Source organism: Sporosarcina sp. FSL K6-5500 (genome assembly GCF_038005665.1).
Taxonomy (GTDB): domain Bacteria; phylum Bacillota; class Bacilli; order Bacillales_A; family Planococcaceae; genus Sporosarcina; species Sporosarcina psychrophila.
In genome coordinates, this window is the sequence record NZ_JBBOTP010000001.1 from 3,350,486 (window position 1) to 3,365,933 (window position 15,448).

A 15,448-nucleotide genomic window follows, 5' to 3' on the forward strand; every position below is an offset into this window, starting at 1 on the left:
AAAAAGTTCTTTTTTATAGTAAGAACTAGTTGATTGTAGTGAAGAGCGGCTTTTGCTAGCGTTGGGAGCACGGGGCAAGAATGCCTTAATTTCTGCAAAGAACACAGAAATACGGCAAATCGAACCCTTCGTAGTTCGATTGACTGAAGCCGTGCCCGCGGAAAGCGCCCGCTCGGAACGGAAATCAACGGGATTGAAGGAAATCGTACTTTTTCAGTGCTCTCGCTAAGGGCGGAAGGCATCCCCGAGCGCCGCAGCGACTTGAAAGGAATCTCTATATCCACCTATGCAGTGGATAAGATTCTCTCAAAGTTTCATGCGCTAATGAAAAAGTATATTCCCGTTTTTGAAACCTTTTACGTGCTTATCCGTATAGGAAGGAATGACCGAACGTAAAAGGAGTCTAAAACTATGAATAAAACCGAATTTTGGAATCATCCATTAGTAGAATCAGCAGGCTATTTCAGTGTAGTAGTCCTATGTCTTATCGTTTCAATGGTGCTTTTTGAGCTCGTCACGAAATATAAGAATTGGGAAGAAATTAGAAAAGGAAACGTTGCAGTGGCACTTGCGACAGGTGGTAAAATATTTGGGGTAGCAAACATTTTTCGATACTCAATCGAACAGCATAATTCATTACCTCAAATGATTGGCTGGGGCTTGTTTGGATTTACCCTGCTTATTTTCGCCTATTTGTTGTTTGAATTCCTGACACCTAAATTCAATATTGATAAGGAAATCGAAGCAGATAATCGTGCGGTCGGTTTCATATCTTTGACGATATCAGTGGGACTTTCATTCGTTATAGGAGCAAGTATTTCATAAGGGTTGTGAAGTTGTGGAAAAATTAGCTAAAATATTACTCGTTGTCTGCGTATTATTTATCGCAGTAGGTATTTATTGGATGACGGCAAATACACCTTGACCAGTTTATTCTGGTCAAGGCTTTTTTTATTGACATAAAATATTCTATTTGAAACCTGACTCAATTACTACTATAATTAGATTAGGAATATTCAAAGAATTGAAGAAGAGGAAAAAGGAGGCTTTTATTTGACAATGAAACCTTGGCTGGACTTATATCCCGCTGAAATCTCAAAGACGCTTGACTATGAACATATTCCTATTCAGGAATTCTTGACAAGATCCAGCGAGAAATATCCTAACAAGACGGCTATGCATTTCCTTGGTAAAGACATCTCATTTAAAGAGTTTCATGAATCAGCTTTGAAGTTCGCGAACTATTTGACAACTATCGGAATTGTCAAAGGGGACCGGGTTGCAATCATGCTTCCAAACTGTCCACAAGGGGCAATTGCCTACTATGGGATATTGTATGTGGGTGCAATCGTCGTTCAGACGAATCCTCTTTATACGGAGCGTGAAGTGGCTTATCAAATGGTTGATTCTGGAGCGAAAGCAATCATTTCACTCGACATTCTATTTCCGCGAATTTCGAAAATCGTTAAAGACACAAAACTTGAGCATGTAATAATAACGGGAATAAAAGACTACCTACCGTTTCCTAAGAATCTCATCTATCCATTCATTCAGAAAAAAGAACACGGGATTACAGTGAAAGTTGAGCACCGTGGAATGAACCATCTATTCACGGAAATTATGAAAGTCGCAAAATCAGATCCGGTTAGTTATGACTTTGATTACGATGAAGATATTGCGTTGCTGCAATATACGGGTGGCACAACGGGTCCTCCAAAAGGAGTCATGTTGACACACGCTAATCTAATTTCTAACGTTAAAATGTGTGGCGAATGGTTGTATAAGTGTAAAGAAGGCGAAGAAACGGTCATGGGTATTTTGCCATTCTTCCACGTATATGGAATGACAACCGTATTAATTCTTTCTGTCATGCAAGGGAATAGAATGGTACTTATCCCTAAATTTGATTTTGAAACGGCTTTGAAAGCAATCGATAAACAGAAGCCAACCTTATTTCCTGGCGCACCTACGATCTATATTGGACTATTAAACCATCCTAATCTTAAAAAATATGATCTGTCTTCAATTAAAGCATGTATTAGTGGTTCTGCTGCATTACCGGTCGAAGTGCAGGAAAAATTCGAGAAAATCACCGGTGGAAAACTAGTTGAAGGATATGGCCTTACGGAAACATCTCCTGTTACCCATTCAAATTTCGTCTGGGCAGACAAACGAGCTAAAGGATCAATTGGTGTTCCATGGCCTGATACAGATTCTTGCATACTTGGTCCTGAGTCATCAGAACCGCTGGCGAATGGAGAAATTGGTGAAATTGCGGTAAAAGGCCCTCAAGTGATGAAAGGCTATTGGAATAGACCGGAAGATACGGAACAAACTTTCCGCGATGGCTGGTTTTTAACTGGGGATCTTGGATATATGGATGACGAGGGTTATTTCTATGTTGTTGATCGTAAAAAAGATATAATCATTGCAAGCGGTTTCAATATTTATCCACGGGAGATTGAAGAGGTTCTTTATGAACATGAAGCGATACAGGAATGTGTTATCGCGGGTATCCCAGATCCGTACAGGGGCGAAACTGTCAAAGCCTATATTGTCTTGAAACAAGGAGCTACTGTAACGGAGGAAGAGCTTGATAAGTATTGTCGAGAGAATTTAGCATCGTTTAAAGTGCCGCGACTTTATGAATTCCGTACAGAATTGCCGAAAACAGCTGTCGGGAAAATTTTACGCCGTGCTTTGATTGATGAAGAAAAAGAGAAAGCTGAAAAGGAATTACTTCCACTGTGATGTAATGCTTGACATAGTAGCCGTTAACAACTAATATGAAAATATGAATGAATCATCATTCATATTTTCTTTTTGGTGGTGATATATAGATATGAAACGAGATAGACCAAAATATAAGCAAATAGTAGATGCGGCAGTCATTGTCATTGCTGAGAATGGATACCATCAAGCCCAAGTTTCGAAGATAGCAAAAGAAGCGGGGGTTGCTGACGGGACAATCTATCTTTACTTCAAAAATAAAGAAGATATCCTGATATCTGTTTTTAGAGAAAAAATGGCGATTTTCGTAAATAACGTCGAAGTTATATTGAAACAGGATATTGATACATCTGAAAAACTATTCAGACTGATTGACAGTCATTTTCGCATTCTGCATGAAGACCGTCACTTGGCAATTGTTACGCAACTAGAACTTCGTCAATCGAATAAAGAATTACGTCTTCGTATTAACGAAGTCCTAAAAGAATATTTAACGCTCCTAGATGCAATTTTGAAAGAGGGAATCGTGAATGGGGCGCTAGACGAAGGCCTTGATATCCGACTTGCTAGACAAATGGTATTTGGTACAATTGACGAAACAATCACTTCATGGGTGATGAATGATCAAAAATATGATTTAATGAAACTATCACCCGAAGTACATAGGCTGATTATGAATGGAATGAAAGCGTAACTTGAATCAAGTTAAGTAGCCTCTGGCGGATGTCGCAAATTTTGAAGTGGGTTCGGGAAGGCAACCAAAGTTCGCCGCGTCCTGCGGCAAAGGTTGCATACCTGCATCCAGCAGGCACAATTCAAAATTTGGACGCAATTACGCCGAGGCGTAATTGATGGAAAGTGGGGATGAAATGGAGTTTCTAACAGTAGCAATTGATGATGGGGTAGCTGTTGCGACAATTAACAGGCCACCCGCGAATGCGCTTTCACGCGCACTCATACTGGAAGTGAATGCATTACTTGATCAAGTGGAGAACGACGATTCTGTACGAGTCATTGTCTTTCACGGAGAAGGCAAGTTTTTCTCGGCTGGAGCAGATATTAAAGAATTTACATCTGTCACTTCAGGCGAAGAATTTTCAAAACTTTCCGCAAGCGGACAAGAAGTTTTTGAACGGCTTGAACGTTTCTCTAAACCGGTTATTGCCGCTATTCATGGCGCGGCACTGGGTGGTGGGCTTGAACTAGCGATGGCCTGTCACATGCGGATTGTAACTGAAAATGCGAAACTGGGCTTGCCGGAATTGCAATTGGGTCTAATCCCCGGTTTTGCTGGGTCACAGCGTCTTCCGCGTTACGTCGGCATGCCGAAAGCAGCGGAGATGTTATTAACGAGTGATCCAATCAGTGGGATAGAAGCAGCCCGTCTAGGACTTGCCAATCATGCTTATACAGATGAAGAACTCCTGCCTAAAACAATGGAGCTTGCTAAGAAGATTGCTAAGAAGGGTCCTGTCGCAGTGAAAGCTGCACTAGAGATGCTGCAATTTACGAAGCATCCTTCTTATTATGAAGGTGTGAAAGCAGAAGCTGATTCATTCGGTGAAGTTTTCGTTTCTGAGGATGCAAAAGAAGGAATCCAAGCATTCCTTGAAAAACGTGTACCTGTATTTAAAGGGAAATAATTAAAAAGTTAGGGAGGCCTGCAATATGAATATTTATGTACTAGTAAAACGGACATTTGATACAGAGGAAAAGATCACGGTTTCTAACGGTAAAATTTCTGAGGATGGTGCGGAGTTCATCATCAATCCTTATGATGAATATGCAATTGAAGAAGCTATCCAGGTACGCGACGCAAATGACGGCGAAGTAACTGTCATTACAATCGGTGGAGAAGACGCGGAAAAACAACTTCGCACAGCGCTTGCAATGGGTGCAGACAAAGCGGTTCTAATCGATACTGAAGATGACCTTGATGAAATGGATGAATTCACATCTGCTAAAATTATTGCTGAGTATTTGAAAGATAAAGAAGTAGATTTGATTCTTGCAGGAAACGTTGCAATTGATGGCGGTTCTGGACAAGTTGGTCCACGTGTGGCAGAACTTCTAGGCATTAACTACGTAACGACGATTACGAACCTTGAAATCAACGGTACATCCGTCAAAATCATTCGTGATGTTGAAGGGGATTCTGAAACAATTGAAACGTCACTGCCGTTACTAGTGACTGCTCAGCAAGGTCTTAATGAACCACGTTACCCGTCACTTCCAGGTATTATGAAAGCGAAGAAAAAGCCGCTTGAAAAGCTTGAACTAGATGATCTTGACCTAGAAGAAGATGACGTAGAAGCGAAAACACAAACAATCGAAATTTACCTTCCGCCGCAAAAAGCTGCTGGACGTATTCTTGAAGGCGAAATTTCTGATCAAGTGAATGAACTTGTAAATCTGCTTAAAAATGAAGCTAAAGTAATCTAATCAGACTTTTAATTGTAATGGAGGGACTATAAATGTCTAAAAAAGTAGTAGTACTTGGGGAAGCACGAGAAGGAGCTTTGCGTAACGTTTCATTCGAAGCGATTGCAGCTGCTAAAAAGATTTCGGGAGGCGGAGAGGTTGTCGGAGTATTGCTCGGCGATGCTGTTCAGTCACTTGCAGAAGAAATGATTCATTACGGAGCAGACCGTGTCGTAACTGTGGAACATCCACATTTGAAACTATATACTTCTGACGCATTCAGCCAAGCGTTTATGGCGGTTTACGAACAAGAGAAACCAGAAGCTATTGTGTTCGGTCACACAGCTTTAGGGAAAGATTTGTCACCTAAGATTGCTAGTAAACTAGCATCAGGTTTAATCTCTGATGTAACTACTATTGAAGGCGAGGGCGATGCTGCGGTATTCATCCGTCCAATCTTCTCTGGTAAAGCATTTGAAAAAGTGAAGAACAAAGACGGACTTCTATTCATCACAGTACGTCCGAATAATATTGCGCCTTTAGAGCACGACGCAGGCAGAACAGGCGACGTAGCTGCACTATCTGTTGATGTTACCAATCTTCGTACAATCATTTCAGAAGTTATTCGTAAATCGACAGAGGGTGTCGATCTTTCAGAAGCGAAAGTTGTTGTTGCAGGGGGCCGTGGCGTGAAAAGTGCGGAAGGCTTCGAACCATTGCAAGAACTTGCGACACTTTTAGGTGGAGCAATCGGTGCATCTCGTGGAGCGTGTGACGCGGATTACTGTGACTATTCTCTACAAATCGGGCAAACTGGTAAAGTTGTTACACCGGACTTGTACATTGCTGCAGGTATTTCGGGGGCAATCCAACATATGGCAGGAATGTCTAACTCGAAAGTAATCGTGGCAATCAATAAAGATTCAGAAGCGAATATTTTCAAAGTAGCAGACTATGGAATTGTTGGTGACCTTTTCGAGGTTATTCCGATGATGATTGAAGAAATTAAAAAAATTAAGACAAACTAATTTAAAGTGAAGCTCCCTCAATAGTGGGGAGCTTCTTTCAATAACTAAGCATATATTTAGCCCGTCATATAGCTGCATGCTATAATACAGACATAGGTTATCTATTAAGAGGAGGAAAATTTATTATGGCTATTATTCACGCGACTGATCAGAATTTTGACGAAAATATTAAAGAAGGACTTGTCCTTGTTGACTTTTGGGCACCTTGGTGTGGACCTTGTAAAATGATCGCTCCAGTTCTTGAAGAACTAAACGGCGAAATCGAAGGTAAAGCGAACATTGTTAAAGTTGACGTTGATGACAACCAAGAAACAGCTGGTAAATATGGTATCATGTCAATCCCTACTTTGGTTCTTTTCAAAGATGGAGAAATTGTTGACAAAGTTGTCGGCTTTAAACCAAAAGAAGCACTTGCTGAATTGATTGCAAAACACGCTTAATTAGTAACTTGATTTAGCAGAAGTTCAAAATCTGGGCGAAATATTTTTTGCGATGAAAGCGAAGCGGCAGTCGCAAATAGCCGAGATGTATTTGATAGAATAACCGGGTCCTTCATTGGCACCCGGTTTTTTGGTAGGTGAATTAGATGAATGAGTTAATCGCAGAAAAGTTGGCCATATTACCGGAGTTGCCAGGCTGTTATTTGATGAAAGATAGGCAAGGGACAATCATTTATGTGGGAAAAGCGAAAGTGTTGAAAAATCGGGTTCGTAGTTATTTTACGGGTAGCCATGATGCTAAAACACAGCGACTTGTTGGAGAAATCATAGACTTTGAATATATTGTCACTTCAACCAATCTGGAAGCGCTTGTCCTCGAGTTGAACCTTATCAAACAGTATGATCCGAAATATAATATCATGTTAAAAGATGATAAGACCTATCCATACTTAAAATTAACGGCAGAGCGTCATCCGAAACTAATCATTACGAGACAAGTGAAAAAAGACAAAGGGAAATACTTCGGTCCGTATCCTCATGCTTTTGCCGCCGGTGAAACGAAAAAGTTGCTTGACCGGCTCTATCCTTATCGAAAATGTCATACGATGCCTGATCGGGTCTGTTTGTATTACCATCTTGGCCAGTGCCTCGCCCCTTGTGTCAATGAAGTGGAATTGGAAACGTACAAGGAAATGGTTGATGATATTACCCGCTTTTTGAATGGCGGCTATAAAAGTGTGAAAAAAGAATTGACGGAAAAAATGGCTGTAGCTGCGGAGAATTTGGAGTTTGAGCGCGCGAAAGAATACCGCGATCAGATTGTTAATATTGAAGCGATTATGGAAAAACAGGCGATGACGATGAGTGATTTCACTGATCGTGATGTCTTCGGATTTGCTGTGGACAATGGATGGATGTGTGTTCAAGTCTTTTTCGTCCGTCAGGGAAAGCTAATTGAACGGGATGTATCGCTATTCCCGGTTTATCAAGAACCGGAAGAAGAACTGCTAACGTTCATCGGGCAGTTTTACGGTAAGTCCCAACATTTAATCCCGAAAGAAATCCTGTTGCCTCAGGGAATGGATAGTGAAATCGTCCGTCAACTTCTAGATGTCAACGTCTTCATTCCGCAGCGCGGTAAAAAGAAAGATCTCGTCCATCTAGCCATCAAGAATGCTGAGATATCATTGAAAGAAAAGTTCCAACTTATTGAACGACAAGAACTTCGTACAATTGGCGCATGTGAAGAACTTGGCAAGGCGATGAATATCACCATACCGTACCGTATTGAAGCATTTGATAATTCACATATGTACGGTTCAGATGCCGTCTCTGCGATGGTGTCATTCCTTGATGGGAAACCGAACCGTAAAGACTACCGAAAGTATAAGACGAAAACTGCGGCAGCACACGATGACTATGCGGCGATGCGTGAAGTTGTAAGGCGGCGTTATATCCGTGTGCTAAAGGATGATTTGCCATTACCTGACCTTATCGTTATAGATGGTGGTAAAGGTCATATGGAAGCGGCCAGGGAAATCATTGAAGATGAGTTGAACTTGTCGATTCCAATTGCTGGACTTGCGAAGGACGATAAACACCAGACGGCGCAACTTCTCTATGGCAATCCGATTGAAATGATCCCGCTAAAGAGAACGAGTGAAGCGTTTTACTTGTTACAGCGAATTCAAGACGAGGTGCACAGGTTTGCAATTACTTTCCACAGGCAACGGCGCGAAACTAATTCATTGACATCAGCGCTCGATGGATTACCAGGCGTCGGACCGAAACGGAAAACATTATTACTTAAACACTTTGAATCTATGAAAAAGATTCGTGAAGCATCCGTTGAAGAGCTGCAACAAGCGGGCTTGCCGAAGGTGGTTGCGGAATCAGTGGAAACGTATTTCCGTGAAGAGGCATTGCGAGAAAAGAAGTAATGTGATAGAGTGAACGCACTGAGTTTTTTCACTAAAAAATTGCATATGTAGTGAAGATAGAGGTGCGGATACCAATAGTAAATCTCCGGAAGGCGGCAGCCTGATGAACGGGATTGAAAGGAGTATTCGCCGAAGCGGACCAATCGGCTGTCACGATTGTCCTGCTGGATTTCCATTGAATAAATGGAAGTCTGTCAGGTATAAAAATACCTGGAGAGCTATCTGAACGGGGCGGCTCTTCGGCGAGCGCTCCAATCGGACCGGCTCTCATACTTATGAGGGCCGTTTTTGCGTTCAGGGGGAAATTGGAGGGAATAATTATGGAACGAATTGTAATGAAATTTGGTGGCACATCAGTTGCGAACCCCGAGAGGATTGCACGCGCTGCAAAGCTTGTACAAGATGAAGTAAGTCGGGGGAATCAAGTTGCGGTTATCGTCTCTGCAATGGGGAAAACAACGGATGATCTTCTAAAGCTCGCCGTGGAAGTTAATCCGAAAGCGGGCCGCCGCGAACTTGATATGCTACTTGCGACAGGTGAGCAAGTAACAGCATCCCTTTTAGCGATGGCAATTGCGGCACAAGGTTTGGAGGCTCGCTCATATACAGGGTGGCAAGCGGGTGTAACGACAGAGTCAGTTCACGGCAATGCGCGAATCGAGCAAGTCCATGCAGATAAGGTTGTATCGACGCTTGAATCGGGTGCTGTTGCAGTGATAACCGGCTTTCAAGGTGCTGACAGCTCGGGTGAGTTGACAACACTTGGTCGCGGGGGATCTGATACAAGTGCTGTGGCGATTGCGATTGCAATAGATGCAGCTATCTGTGATATTTACACAGACGTTGAAGGGGTATTTACGACAGATCCAAGATTAATTGGACAAGCGAAGAAACTTGAGGAAATATCATATGATGAAATGCTTGAAATCGCGAATTTAGGCGCAGGAGTACTTCACCCAAGAGCGGTGGAGTTTGCCAAGAACCATCAAATGCCGCTTCGGGTCAGACCTGCACATATGGAAGGTGAAGGAACGATTATCAAGGAGGAAATTGATTTGGAAAACAATTTAATTGTTCGGGGCATCGCCTTTGAAAGAGATATTATTCGGATTACAGTTATGTATGACGTTCCATACAATGGCTCGCTTGCGAATATATTCACTGCACTTGCGGATCACCATGTTAACGTCGATATTATCGTCCAGACAATTATGGAAGGCGTACAGCCGTCTGTGTCATTTTCCATTAAGAAAGAGGATTTTGCAGAAGCTATTAATGTTTTGGAGACAGAAAAAGAAGCCCTTGGTTACAACAGAGCCGACTTTGAAGTGGGTCTTGCGAAAGTTTCAATCGTTGGAAGTGGAATGGTATCCAACCCAGGAGTCGCTGCACAAATGTTTGAGATACTCCGTAGTGCATCAGTTCCTGTGAAAATGGTTAGTACGTCTGAAATCAAGGTATCCGTAGTTATTCCAGAATCGGATATGGAAATAGCGGTAGCGGCGCTTCATAAACAATTCGGGTTAGACAACGACTGAAATAATTTGTTATGTCTATTGTTAACCATTTTATTGCAAGTGCCTGAAGACAAAGGGCGCTCTATCACTTTTAATAAAGCCTACCTTGTAAATTTTAGTTAAGACTATACAAGTTACAGTGCAATTCCATATAGAAAGTGACACTTCCTTAAAATCAAAAAGGAAATGCTATATAGATGGATTCAGCAGCCAAAATTCCATCTTTGGCTGCTCTATTATGGATTGGAAAGTGCTTATTCATTCGTTCCCAAAAACCCCTCATGCGATTAACGAGAAAACTGCGAGAGGTGCAACCCAACGGAAACTGTACATAGGGTGTTTCATCATGAAAATAAGCAGTAATTTACTGGTTATTTTTAGTTATATATGTTGACATAAAGAAACCTCTGAACAACGCACGGCGCATAGAGATGCCTTCGCTGGAGATCATATAGAATCAATAGTTCAACATATATATATTAGTTGTATGAAAAAGAAGATGCGCCCGATTTAAAGGATGCATCTTATTTTTCATGCCTCAACTTTCGTTTTTAAGTCCCATTTGACTTGGAAATGGATGAGACCATCCTTTGCGTTAAATTCTCCGTAGCACTCAGTGAGCAATCCACTAAATTTCTGGTACTGTTGTGCAATGAAACCGGCTTCAAGTTGGCAAGATCTGTTTTGGGCATTTGTAGCGAAATCATTTTTTAAAGAATAAAAAGCCTCGTCTTTCAACGTCTTTTCGAGTTGAAGGGGCCCCCATCCGGCTTCTTGAAAGAACTCAGGAAGTTCATCAACACCAAAAATCGGGAATTTTCGAGCTACTTCTTTTCCGGCCCAATAGAGGATTTCATCTTCATGTTTCCCGAGGATACTTGGCAACACGTGATCTCGTAAAATTTCATAGCCAAAACGGGTTGGTGAATCATATGTAGTATTTTCCAATCGAATATGCAACCCTTTCGGTTAAATGATAGCGTTAGTGAATCCAAGAGAATAATAATATATTAAATTCGGGCGTGTCGAAAAGCCCACATCGTCTTGACCTCTTCAAAACTGAGGAGTACAATGGTTATGTCATAATATTGTACCACGAAGAGGTACGTCGTCAACGGTCGCTTCATGTCGAAATGATGACAGAGGCGCACTGAAGGACTCAGTTAATAAAGGAGGGTAAAAGACTTGTCGAGAGAATCAGATTTTTATTTGCGTCGTCTTCATTCACTGCTCGGAATCATTCCAGTGGGGCTTTTTGTTGCCCAACACTTAGTGATTAACCATTTTGCCACACGCGGCCCAGAGGCATTCAACACTGCATCCAATTTCATGGGTAACTTACCGTTCGTATTGTTTCTTGAATGGTTCATCATCTACATCCCACTTATGTTCCATGCGTTCTATGGTGTGTACATAGCTTTCACAGCGAAAAATAACGTAAAGCGTTACGGGACTTTCCGAAACTGGATGTTTATGCTACAACGAATTACGGGAGTATTCCTAGTCGTGTTCATCGCATGGCACATCTTCCAAACAAGAGTTCAAAAAGCATTGGGAGCTGATGTGGACTACGATATGATGGCTGACATCTTATCGAGTCCATTCATGCTTGCGTTCTACATTGCAGGTGTCCTTGCAGCTACATTCCACTTGGCGAACGGCGTTTGGTCATTCCTAGTAAGCTGGGGAATTACACAATCTCCACGTTCACAAACCATCGTTACGTATATCTCAATGGCAATATTCCTAGTGCTTTCTGTAATCGGTATACAAGCACTACTTGCATTTGTTTAATTTGAATCAGCAGAAATCCCTGCTGATTCAAATTTGGACGCAATTACGCCGAGGCGTAATTGAATAACAACTTAACTAAATGACTACGAGATCACCTATAATTTGAGGAGTGAAACAATAATGGCAAAAAGCAGATTGATTGTCGTCGGCGGTGGACTAGCCGGCCTGATGGCAACTATCAAAGCCGCTGAAGAAGGTACGCCGGTTGACTTGTTCTCCATTGTTCCGGTTAAACGTTCCCACTCTGTATGTGCACAAGGCGGCATTAATGGTGCAGTAAATACAAAAGGGGAAGGCGACTCACCTGACATTCATTTCGATGACTCTGTATACGGCGGAGACTTCCTTGCGAATCAACCACCAGTTAAGGCAATGACGGATGCAGCACCAGGAATCATCAGTCTATTGGACCGGATGGGCGTTATGTTCAACCGTACGCCAGAAGGATTGTTGGATTTCCGACGTTTCGGAGGTACAATGCATCACCGTACGGCTTTCGCTGGTGCGACGACAGGACAGCAGCTCCTTTACGCATTAGACGAGCAAGTTCGAAGTCATGAAGTTGCTGGACTTGTGACGAAATACGAACACTGGGAATTCCTTGGTGTTATTCTTGATGAAGAAGGCGTTTGTCGCGGTATTAAAGCGCAAAACATGAAAACGATGGAGATTCAAGCCTTTAAAGGTGATGCAGTCATTATGGCAACAGGTGGACCTGGAATCATTTTCGGGAAAACGACAAACTCTGTCATCAATACAGGTTCTGCAGCTTCTATCGTTTATCAGCAAGGTGCACACTACGCGAATGGTGAATTTATCCAAATTCACCCAACAGCAATTCCAGGAGACGATAAACTGCGTCTTATGAGTGAATCGGCACGTGGTGAAGGTGGACGTGTCTGGACTTATAAAGACGGCAAGCCTTGGTACTTCCTTGAAGAAAAGTATCCGGATTACGGTAACCTAGTACCGCGTGATATCGCAACACGTGAAATATTTGACGTTTGTGTTAACCAAAAACTTGGTATCAACGGTGAAAACATGGTGTATCTGGACCTTTCCCATAAGGATCCAAAAGAGCTTGATATTAAGCTTGGTGGAATCATCGAAATCTATGAGAAATTCACAGGCGACGATCCACGTAAATTACCGATGAAAATCTTCCCGGCTGTCCACTATTCAATGGGCGGACTATGGGTTGACTATAATCAGCAAACAAGTATTCCAGGTCTATTCGCGGCGGGGGAATGTGATTATTCACAGCACGGTGCAAACCGTCTTGGCGCAAACTCACTCCTTTCAGCAATTTACGGCGGTATGGTCGCAGGACCGAACGCTATTCATTACATGAAAGGTTTGAAACGTTCTGTAGTGGACCTTCCTTCTACAATCTTCGACGCAGCAGTGAAAGAAGAGCAGCAGAAGTGGGATGATACGCTTAAAATGAACGGTACTGAAAACGCTTATGTTCTTCATAAAGAACTCGGCGAGTGGATGACTGATAACGTAACAGTAGTTCGTTACAATGACAGACTACAAGCGACAGACGATAAAATCGTTGAGCTTCTTGAGCGTTATGAAAACATCAACATTACGGATACACAACTATGGTCTAACCAAGGTGCAACATTTACGCGCCAACTGAAAAACATGCTATACTTGGCTCGTGTTATCACTCTTGGTGCACTTAACCGTAATGAAAGCCGTGGAGCCCATTACAAACCGGACTTCCCGAATCGTGATGATGAGAACTTCTTGAAAACGACGATGGCGAAATTCGATGGACATTCTGCACCAATCTTCCATTATGAAGAAGTAGATGTTTCCTTGATTCCACCACGTACACGCGATTACTCCGCGAAGAAAGGAGATTGACCTAAATGAGCGAGAACAATACGGCAGTACAAGAACGTGAACAGCAGACGTCACAGAAAACGGTTCGTTTTGAAATTCGACGTCAGGATACTGCTGAATCACAACCTTATTGGGAAAGTTTTGAATTAGAATATAGACCGAATATGAACGTCATTTCTGCTTTAATGGAAATTCGTCGTAACCCGGTCAACGCAGAAGGTAAGCAAACAACACCAGTTAACTGGGAAATGAGCTGTTTGGAAGAGGTTTGTGGGGCATGTTCAATGGTTATCAACGGACGTCCACGCCAATCTTGTACGGCACTTGTAGATCAGTTTACACAGCCGATTAAACTTGAACCAATGAAGACATTCCCAGTCGTTCGCGACTTGATTGTTGACAGAGAATTCATGTTTGATTCGTTGAAAAAAATTAAGGCATGGGTTCCGATTGACGGCACGTATGACCTTGGTGAAGGACCTCGTATGCCTGAGCGTAAACGCCAATGGGCATATGAACTTTCAAAATGTATGACGTGCGGTGTATGTCTTGAGGCATGCCCGAACGTTAACGACAATACGAACTTCATGGGACCTGCATTGCTATCACAAGTACGGCTGTTCAACTCGCATCCAACTGGTGCAATGAACAAAGACGAACGTCTGGCGACGATTATGACAGACGGTGGAATTGGCGAATGTGGTAACTCACAAAACTGTGTAGTTGCATGTCCAAAAGGAATTCCTTTGACTACTTCGATTGCAGCAATGAACCGTGCAACGAACGTACAAATGTTCAAAAACTTCTTCGGAAGTGACCATATGGTGGACTGATTTCAGTCCCTAGCCTCGCTACGGCATTATGCCTTGGCGGGGCTTTTTTCTATTTTTGTTTAGCACCTTCATTTATTAGGGAGTATTTGATAGAATAGATGAATGGGTATTCATTTTAGAAGAGGAGATGTTTGGTGAGTGAAAGCAGTGTACATAAAAGAGTTGTCGACATGGGAATCGGAATTCAAGTTTTCTGTACCTATATCCGTTCGTTTTTCTGAGACGGACATGTATGGTCATTTGAACAACACGGTCCCATTTATTTATTTTGAGCATGCGAGGATTGAGTTCTTAAAAGAGATTAGGCTTATGAATAATTGGCTTGATCCAAAGGGTGAAAATTTTCCGGTCGTTGCTGATTTGCAATGTGATTTTTTGAAGCAAGTCTTTTTTGATGAAAAGTTGGAAATATTCGTTAAAGCTGCCGCAGTTGGTAACAGTTCTGTTGATATTCACTATATGGCGAAGAACAGTAAAGATGATATCGTCTTCACAGGACGAGGTACGATGGTTCAGATTGGCAGACAGACGGGCAAAGGTGTTGCGTGGTCTGAAGAGGAGAAAATACTTTTTGTTAACTAAATCACCATGTAGCCGGCACAGCTCGCCGCCTCTTCACATATTTTAAAGTGAAAGTGGATAGGAGGGCGCGTCTTGATAGAGGACTCTAAAAACCGTTCTTTGCTTACGGCAAGAGAGCGAGAAATTTTTAATCTGCTCGTTGAAGATCAAACGACAAAAGATATTGCGGGGCGGCTCGGAATCAGCGAAAAGACTGTTCGCAACCATATTTCGAACACAATTCAAAAGCTAGGTGTTTCCGGCAGAGCACAAGCGGTAATCGAATTGTTACGGTTGGGAGAGTTACAATTGCGTTGAAGCAGGTGTTAA

General features: G+C 42.3%; 15 protein-coding genes and 1 riboswitch. Of the genes, 14 read left to right on the forward strand and 1 reads right to left on the reverse strand.

What is annotated here, in order from left to right:
• Nucleotides 1-411 precede the first annotated feature (411 nt).
• The 9 genes from MKX62_RS16045 (at nucleotide 412) to MKX62_RS16085 (ending at nucleotide 10,097) form a co-directional block, all read left to right on the forward strand.
• Nucleotides 412-825 (forward strand): DUF350 domain-containing protein, encoded by a 414-nt coding sequence (locus MKX62_RS16045; RefSeq protein WP_067207831.1) that lies wholly within the window; start codon nucleotides 412-414, stop codon nucleotides 823-825.
• A gap of 228 nt (nucleotides 826-1,053) precedes the next feature.
• The gene (locus MKX62_RS16050) at nucleotides 1,054-2,751 is read left to right on the forward strand and encodes an AMP-binding protein (RefSeq protein ID WP_340741841.1); all 1,698 of its coding nucleotides are present in this window, start codon (nucleotides 1,054-1,056) and stop codon (nucleotides 2,749-2,751) included.
• A gap of 91 nt (nucleotides 2,752-2,842) precedes the next feature.
• Nucleotides 2,843-3,424, forward strand: a complete 582-nt coding sequence (locus MKX62_RS16055) for a TetR/AcrR family transcriptional regulator (RefSeq protein WP_067207836.1) — start codon at nucleotides 2,843-2,845, stop codon at nucleotides 3,422-3,424.
• A gap of 175 nt (nucleotides 3,425-3,599) precedes the next feature.
• Nucleotides 3,600-4,373, forward strand: coding sequence for an enoyl-CoA hydratase (locus tag MKX62_RS16060; protein ID WP_067213902.1), 774 nt, complete (start codon nucleotides 3,600-3,602; stop codon nucleotides 4,371-4,373).
• Nucleotides 4,374-4,398: 25 nt separating this feature from the next.
• A complete protein-coding gene (locus MKX62_RS16065; protein WP_187047341.1) occupies nucleotides 4,399-5,172 on the forward strand; it encodes an electron transfer flavoprotein subunit beta/FixA family protein in 774 nt (257 codons plus the stop codon).
• A 32-nt stretch (nucleotides 5,173-5,204) separates the two neighbouring features.
• The gene (locus MKX62_RS16070) at nucleotides 5,205-6,179 is read left to right on the forward strand and encodes an electron transfer flavoprotein subunit alpha/FixB family protein (RefSeq protein ID WP_187047342.1); all 975 of its coding nucleotides are present in this window, start codon (nucleotides 5,205-5,207) and stop codon (nucleotides 6,177-6,179) included.
• A gap of 125 nt (nucleotides 6,180-6,304) precedes the next feature.
• Nucleotides 6,305-6,619 carry a thioredoxin gene (gene trxA, locus MKX62_RS16075; RefSeq protein ID WP_067207845.1) on the forward strand — a complete coding sequence of 105 codons (315 nt, stop codon included), beginning with the start codon at nucleotides 6,305-6,307 and terminating at the stop codon, nucleotides 6,617-6,619.
• 146 nt (nucleotides 6,620-6,765) lie between these two features.
• Nucleotides 6,766-8,559, forward strand: a complete 1,794-nt coding sequence (gene uvrC / locus MKX62_RS16080; RefSeq protein ID WP_340741842.1) for an excinuclease ABC subunit UvrC — start codon at nucleotides 6,766-6,768, stop codon at nucleotides 8,557-8,559.
• 49 nt (nucleotides 8,560-8,608) lie between these two features.
• Nucleotides 8,609-8,788, forward strand: a riboswitch (Lysine riboswitch).
• 91 nt (nucleotides 8,789-8,879) lie between these two features.
• Nucleotides 8,880-10,097 (forward strand): aspartate kinase, encoded by a 1,218-nt coding sequence (locus tag MKX62_RS16085; protein WP_340741843.1) that lies wholly within the window; start codon nucleotides 8,880-8,882, stop codon nucleotides 10,095-10,097.
• A 510-nt stretch (nucleotides 10,098-10,607) separates the two neighbouring features.
• Here the strand turns inward: MKX62_RS16085 and MKX62_RS16090 are convergent.
• Entirely contained in the window at nucleotides 10,608-11,024 is a 417-nt protein-coding gene (locus MKX62_RS16090) for a YslB family protein (protein ID WP_340741844.1), read from the reverse strand.
• Nucleotides 11,025-11,261: 237 nt separating this feature from the next.
• On the opposite strand from MKX62_RS16090, the gene MKX62_RS16095 reads away from it, so the two are divergent.
• The 5 genes from MKX62_RS16095 to MKX62_RS16115 all read left to right on the forward strand — a co-directional run bounded on the left by MKX62_RS16095 (nucleotide 11,262) and on the right by MKX62_RS16115 (nucleotide 15,436).
• The gene (locus MKX62_RS16095) at nucleotides 11,262-11,870 is read left to right on the forward strand and encodes a succinate dehydrogenase cytochrome b558 subunit (protein ID WP_187047345.1); all 609 of its coding nucleotides are present in this window, start codon (nucleotides 11,262-11,264) and stop codon (nucleotides 11,868-11,870) included.
• A gap of 120 nt (nucleotides 11,871-11,990) precedes the next feature.
• The gene (sdhA, locus tag MKX62_RS16100; RefSeq protein WP_067207858.1) at nucleotides 11,991-13,745 is read left to right on the forward strand and encodes a succinate dehydrogenase flavoprotein subunit; all 1,755 of its coding nucleotides are present in this window, start codon (nucleotides 11,991-11,993) and stop codon (nucleotides 13,743-13,745) included.
• A gap of 5 nt (nucleotides 13,746-13,750) precedes the next feature.
• A complete protein-coding gene (gene sdhB / locus MKX62_RS16105; protein WP_338652857.1) occupies nucleotides 13,751-14,557 on the forward strand; it encodes a succinate dehydrogenase iron-sulfur subunit in 807 nt (268 codons plus the stop codon).
• Nucleotides 14,558-14,695: 138 nt separating this feature from the next.
• Nucleotides 14,696-15,139 carry an acyl-CoA thioesterase gene (locus MKX62_RS16110; RefSeq protein WP_067207864.1) on the forward strand — a complete coding sequence of 148 codons (444 nt, stop codon included), beginning with the start codon at nucleotides 14,696-14,698 and terminating at the stop codon, nucleotides 15,137-15,139.
• A 72-nt stretch (nucleotides 15,140-15,211) separates the two neighbouring features.
• The gene (locus tag MKX62_RS16115) at nucleotides 15,212-15,436 is read left to right on the forward strand and encodes a helix-turn-helix domain-containing protein (RefSeq protein WP_067207867.1); all 225 of its coding nucleotides are present in this window, start codon (nucleotides 15,212-15,214) and stop codon (nucleotides 15,434-15,436) included.
• Nucleotides 15,437-15,448 lie beyond the last annotated feature (12 nt).

What these genes read in the sequence shown, in the direction of transcription:
- MKX62_RS16060 (WP_067213902.1), top strand. Translation starts at nt 3,600, where the DNA reads ATGGAGTTTCTAACAGTAGCAATTGATGATGGGGTAGCTGTTGCGACA.
- MKX62_RS16045 (WP_067207831.1), top strand. Translation starts at nt 412, where the DNA reads ATGAATAAAACCGAATTTTGGAATCATCCATTAGTAGAATCAGCAGGC.
- sdhA (WP_067207858.1), top strand. Translation starts at nt 11,991, where the DNA reads ATGGCAAAAAGCAGATTGATTGTCGTCGGCGGTGGACTAGCCGGCCTG.
- MKX62_RS16085 (WP_340741843.1), top strand. Translation starts at nt 8,880, where the DNA reads ATGGAACGAATTGTAATGAAATTTGGTGGCACATCAGTTGCGAACCCC.
- MKX62_RS16055 (WP_067207836.1), top strand. Translation starts at nt 2,843, where the DNA reads ATGAAACGAGATAGACCAAAATATAAGCAAATAGTAGATGCGGCAGTC.
- trxA (WP_067207845.1), top strand. Translation starts at nt 6,305, where the DNA reads ATGGCTATTATTCACGCGACTGATCAGAATTTTGACGAAAATATTAAA.
- MKX62_RS16070 (WP_187047342.1), top strand. Translation starts at nt 5,205, where the DNA reads ATGTCTAAAAAAGTAGTAGTACTTGGGGAAGCACGAGAAGGAGCTTTG.
- sdhB (WP_338652857.1), top strand. Translation starts at nt 13,751, where the DNA reads ATGAGCGAGAACAATACGGCAGTACAAGAACGTGAACAGCAGACGTCA.
- uvrC (WP_340741842.1), top strand. Translation starts at nt 6,766, where the DNA reads ATGAATGAGTTAATCGCAGAAAAGTTGGCCATATTACCGGAGTTGCCA.
- MKX62_RS16065 (WP_187047341.1), top strand. Translation starts at nt 4,399, where the DNA reads ATGAATATTTATGTACTAGTAAAACGGACATTTGATACAGAGGAAAAG.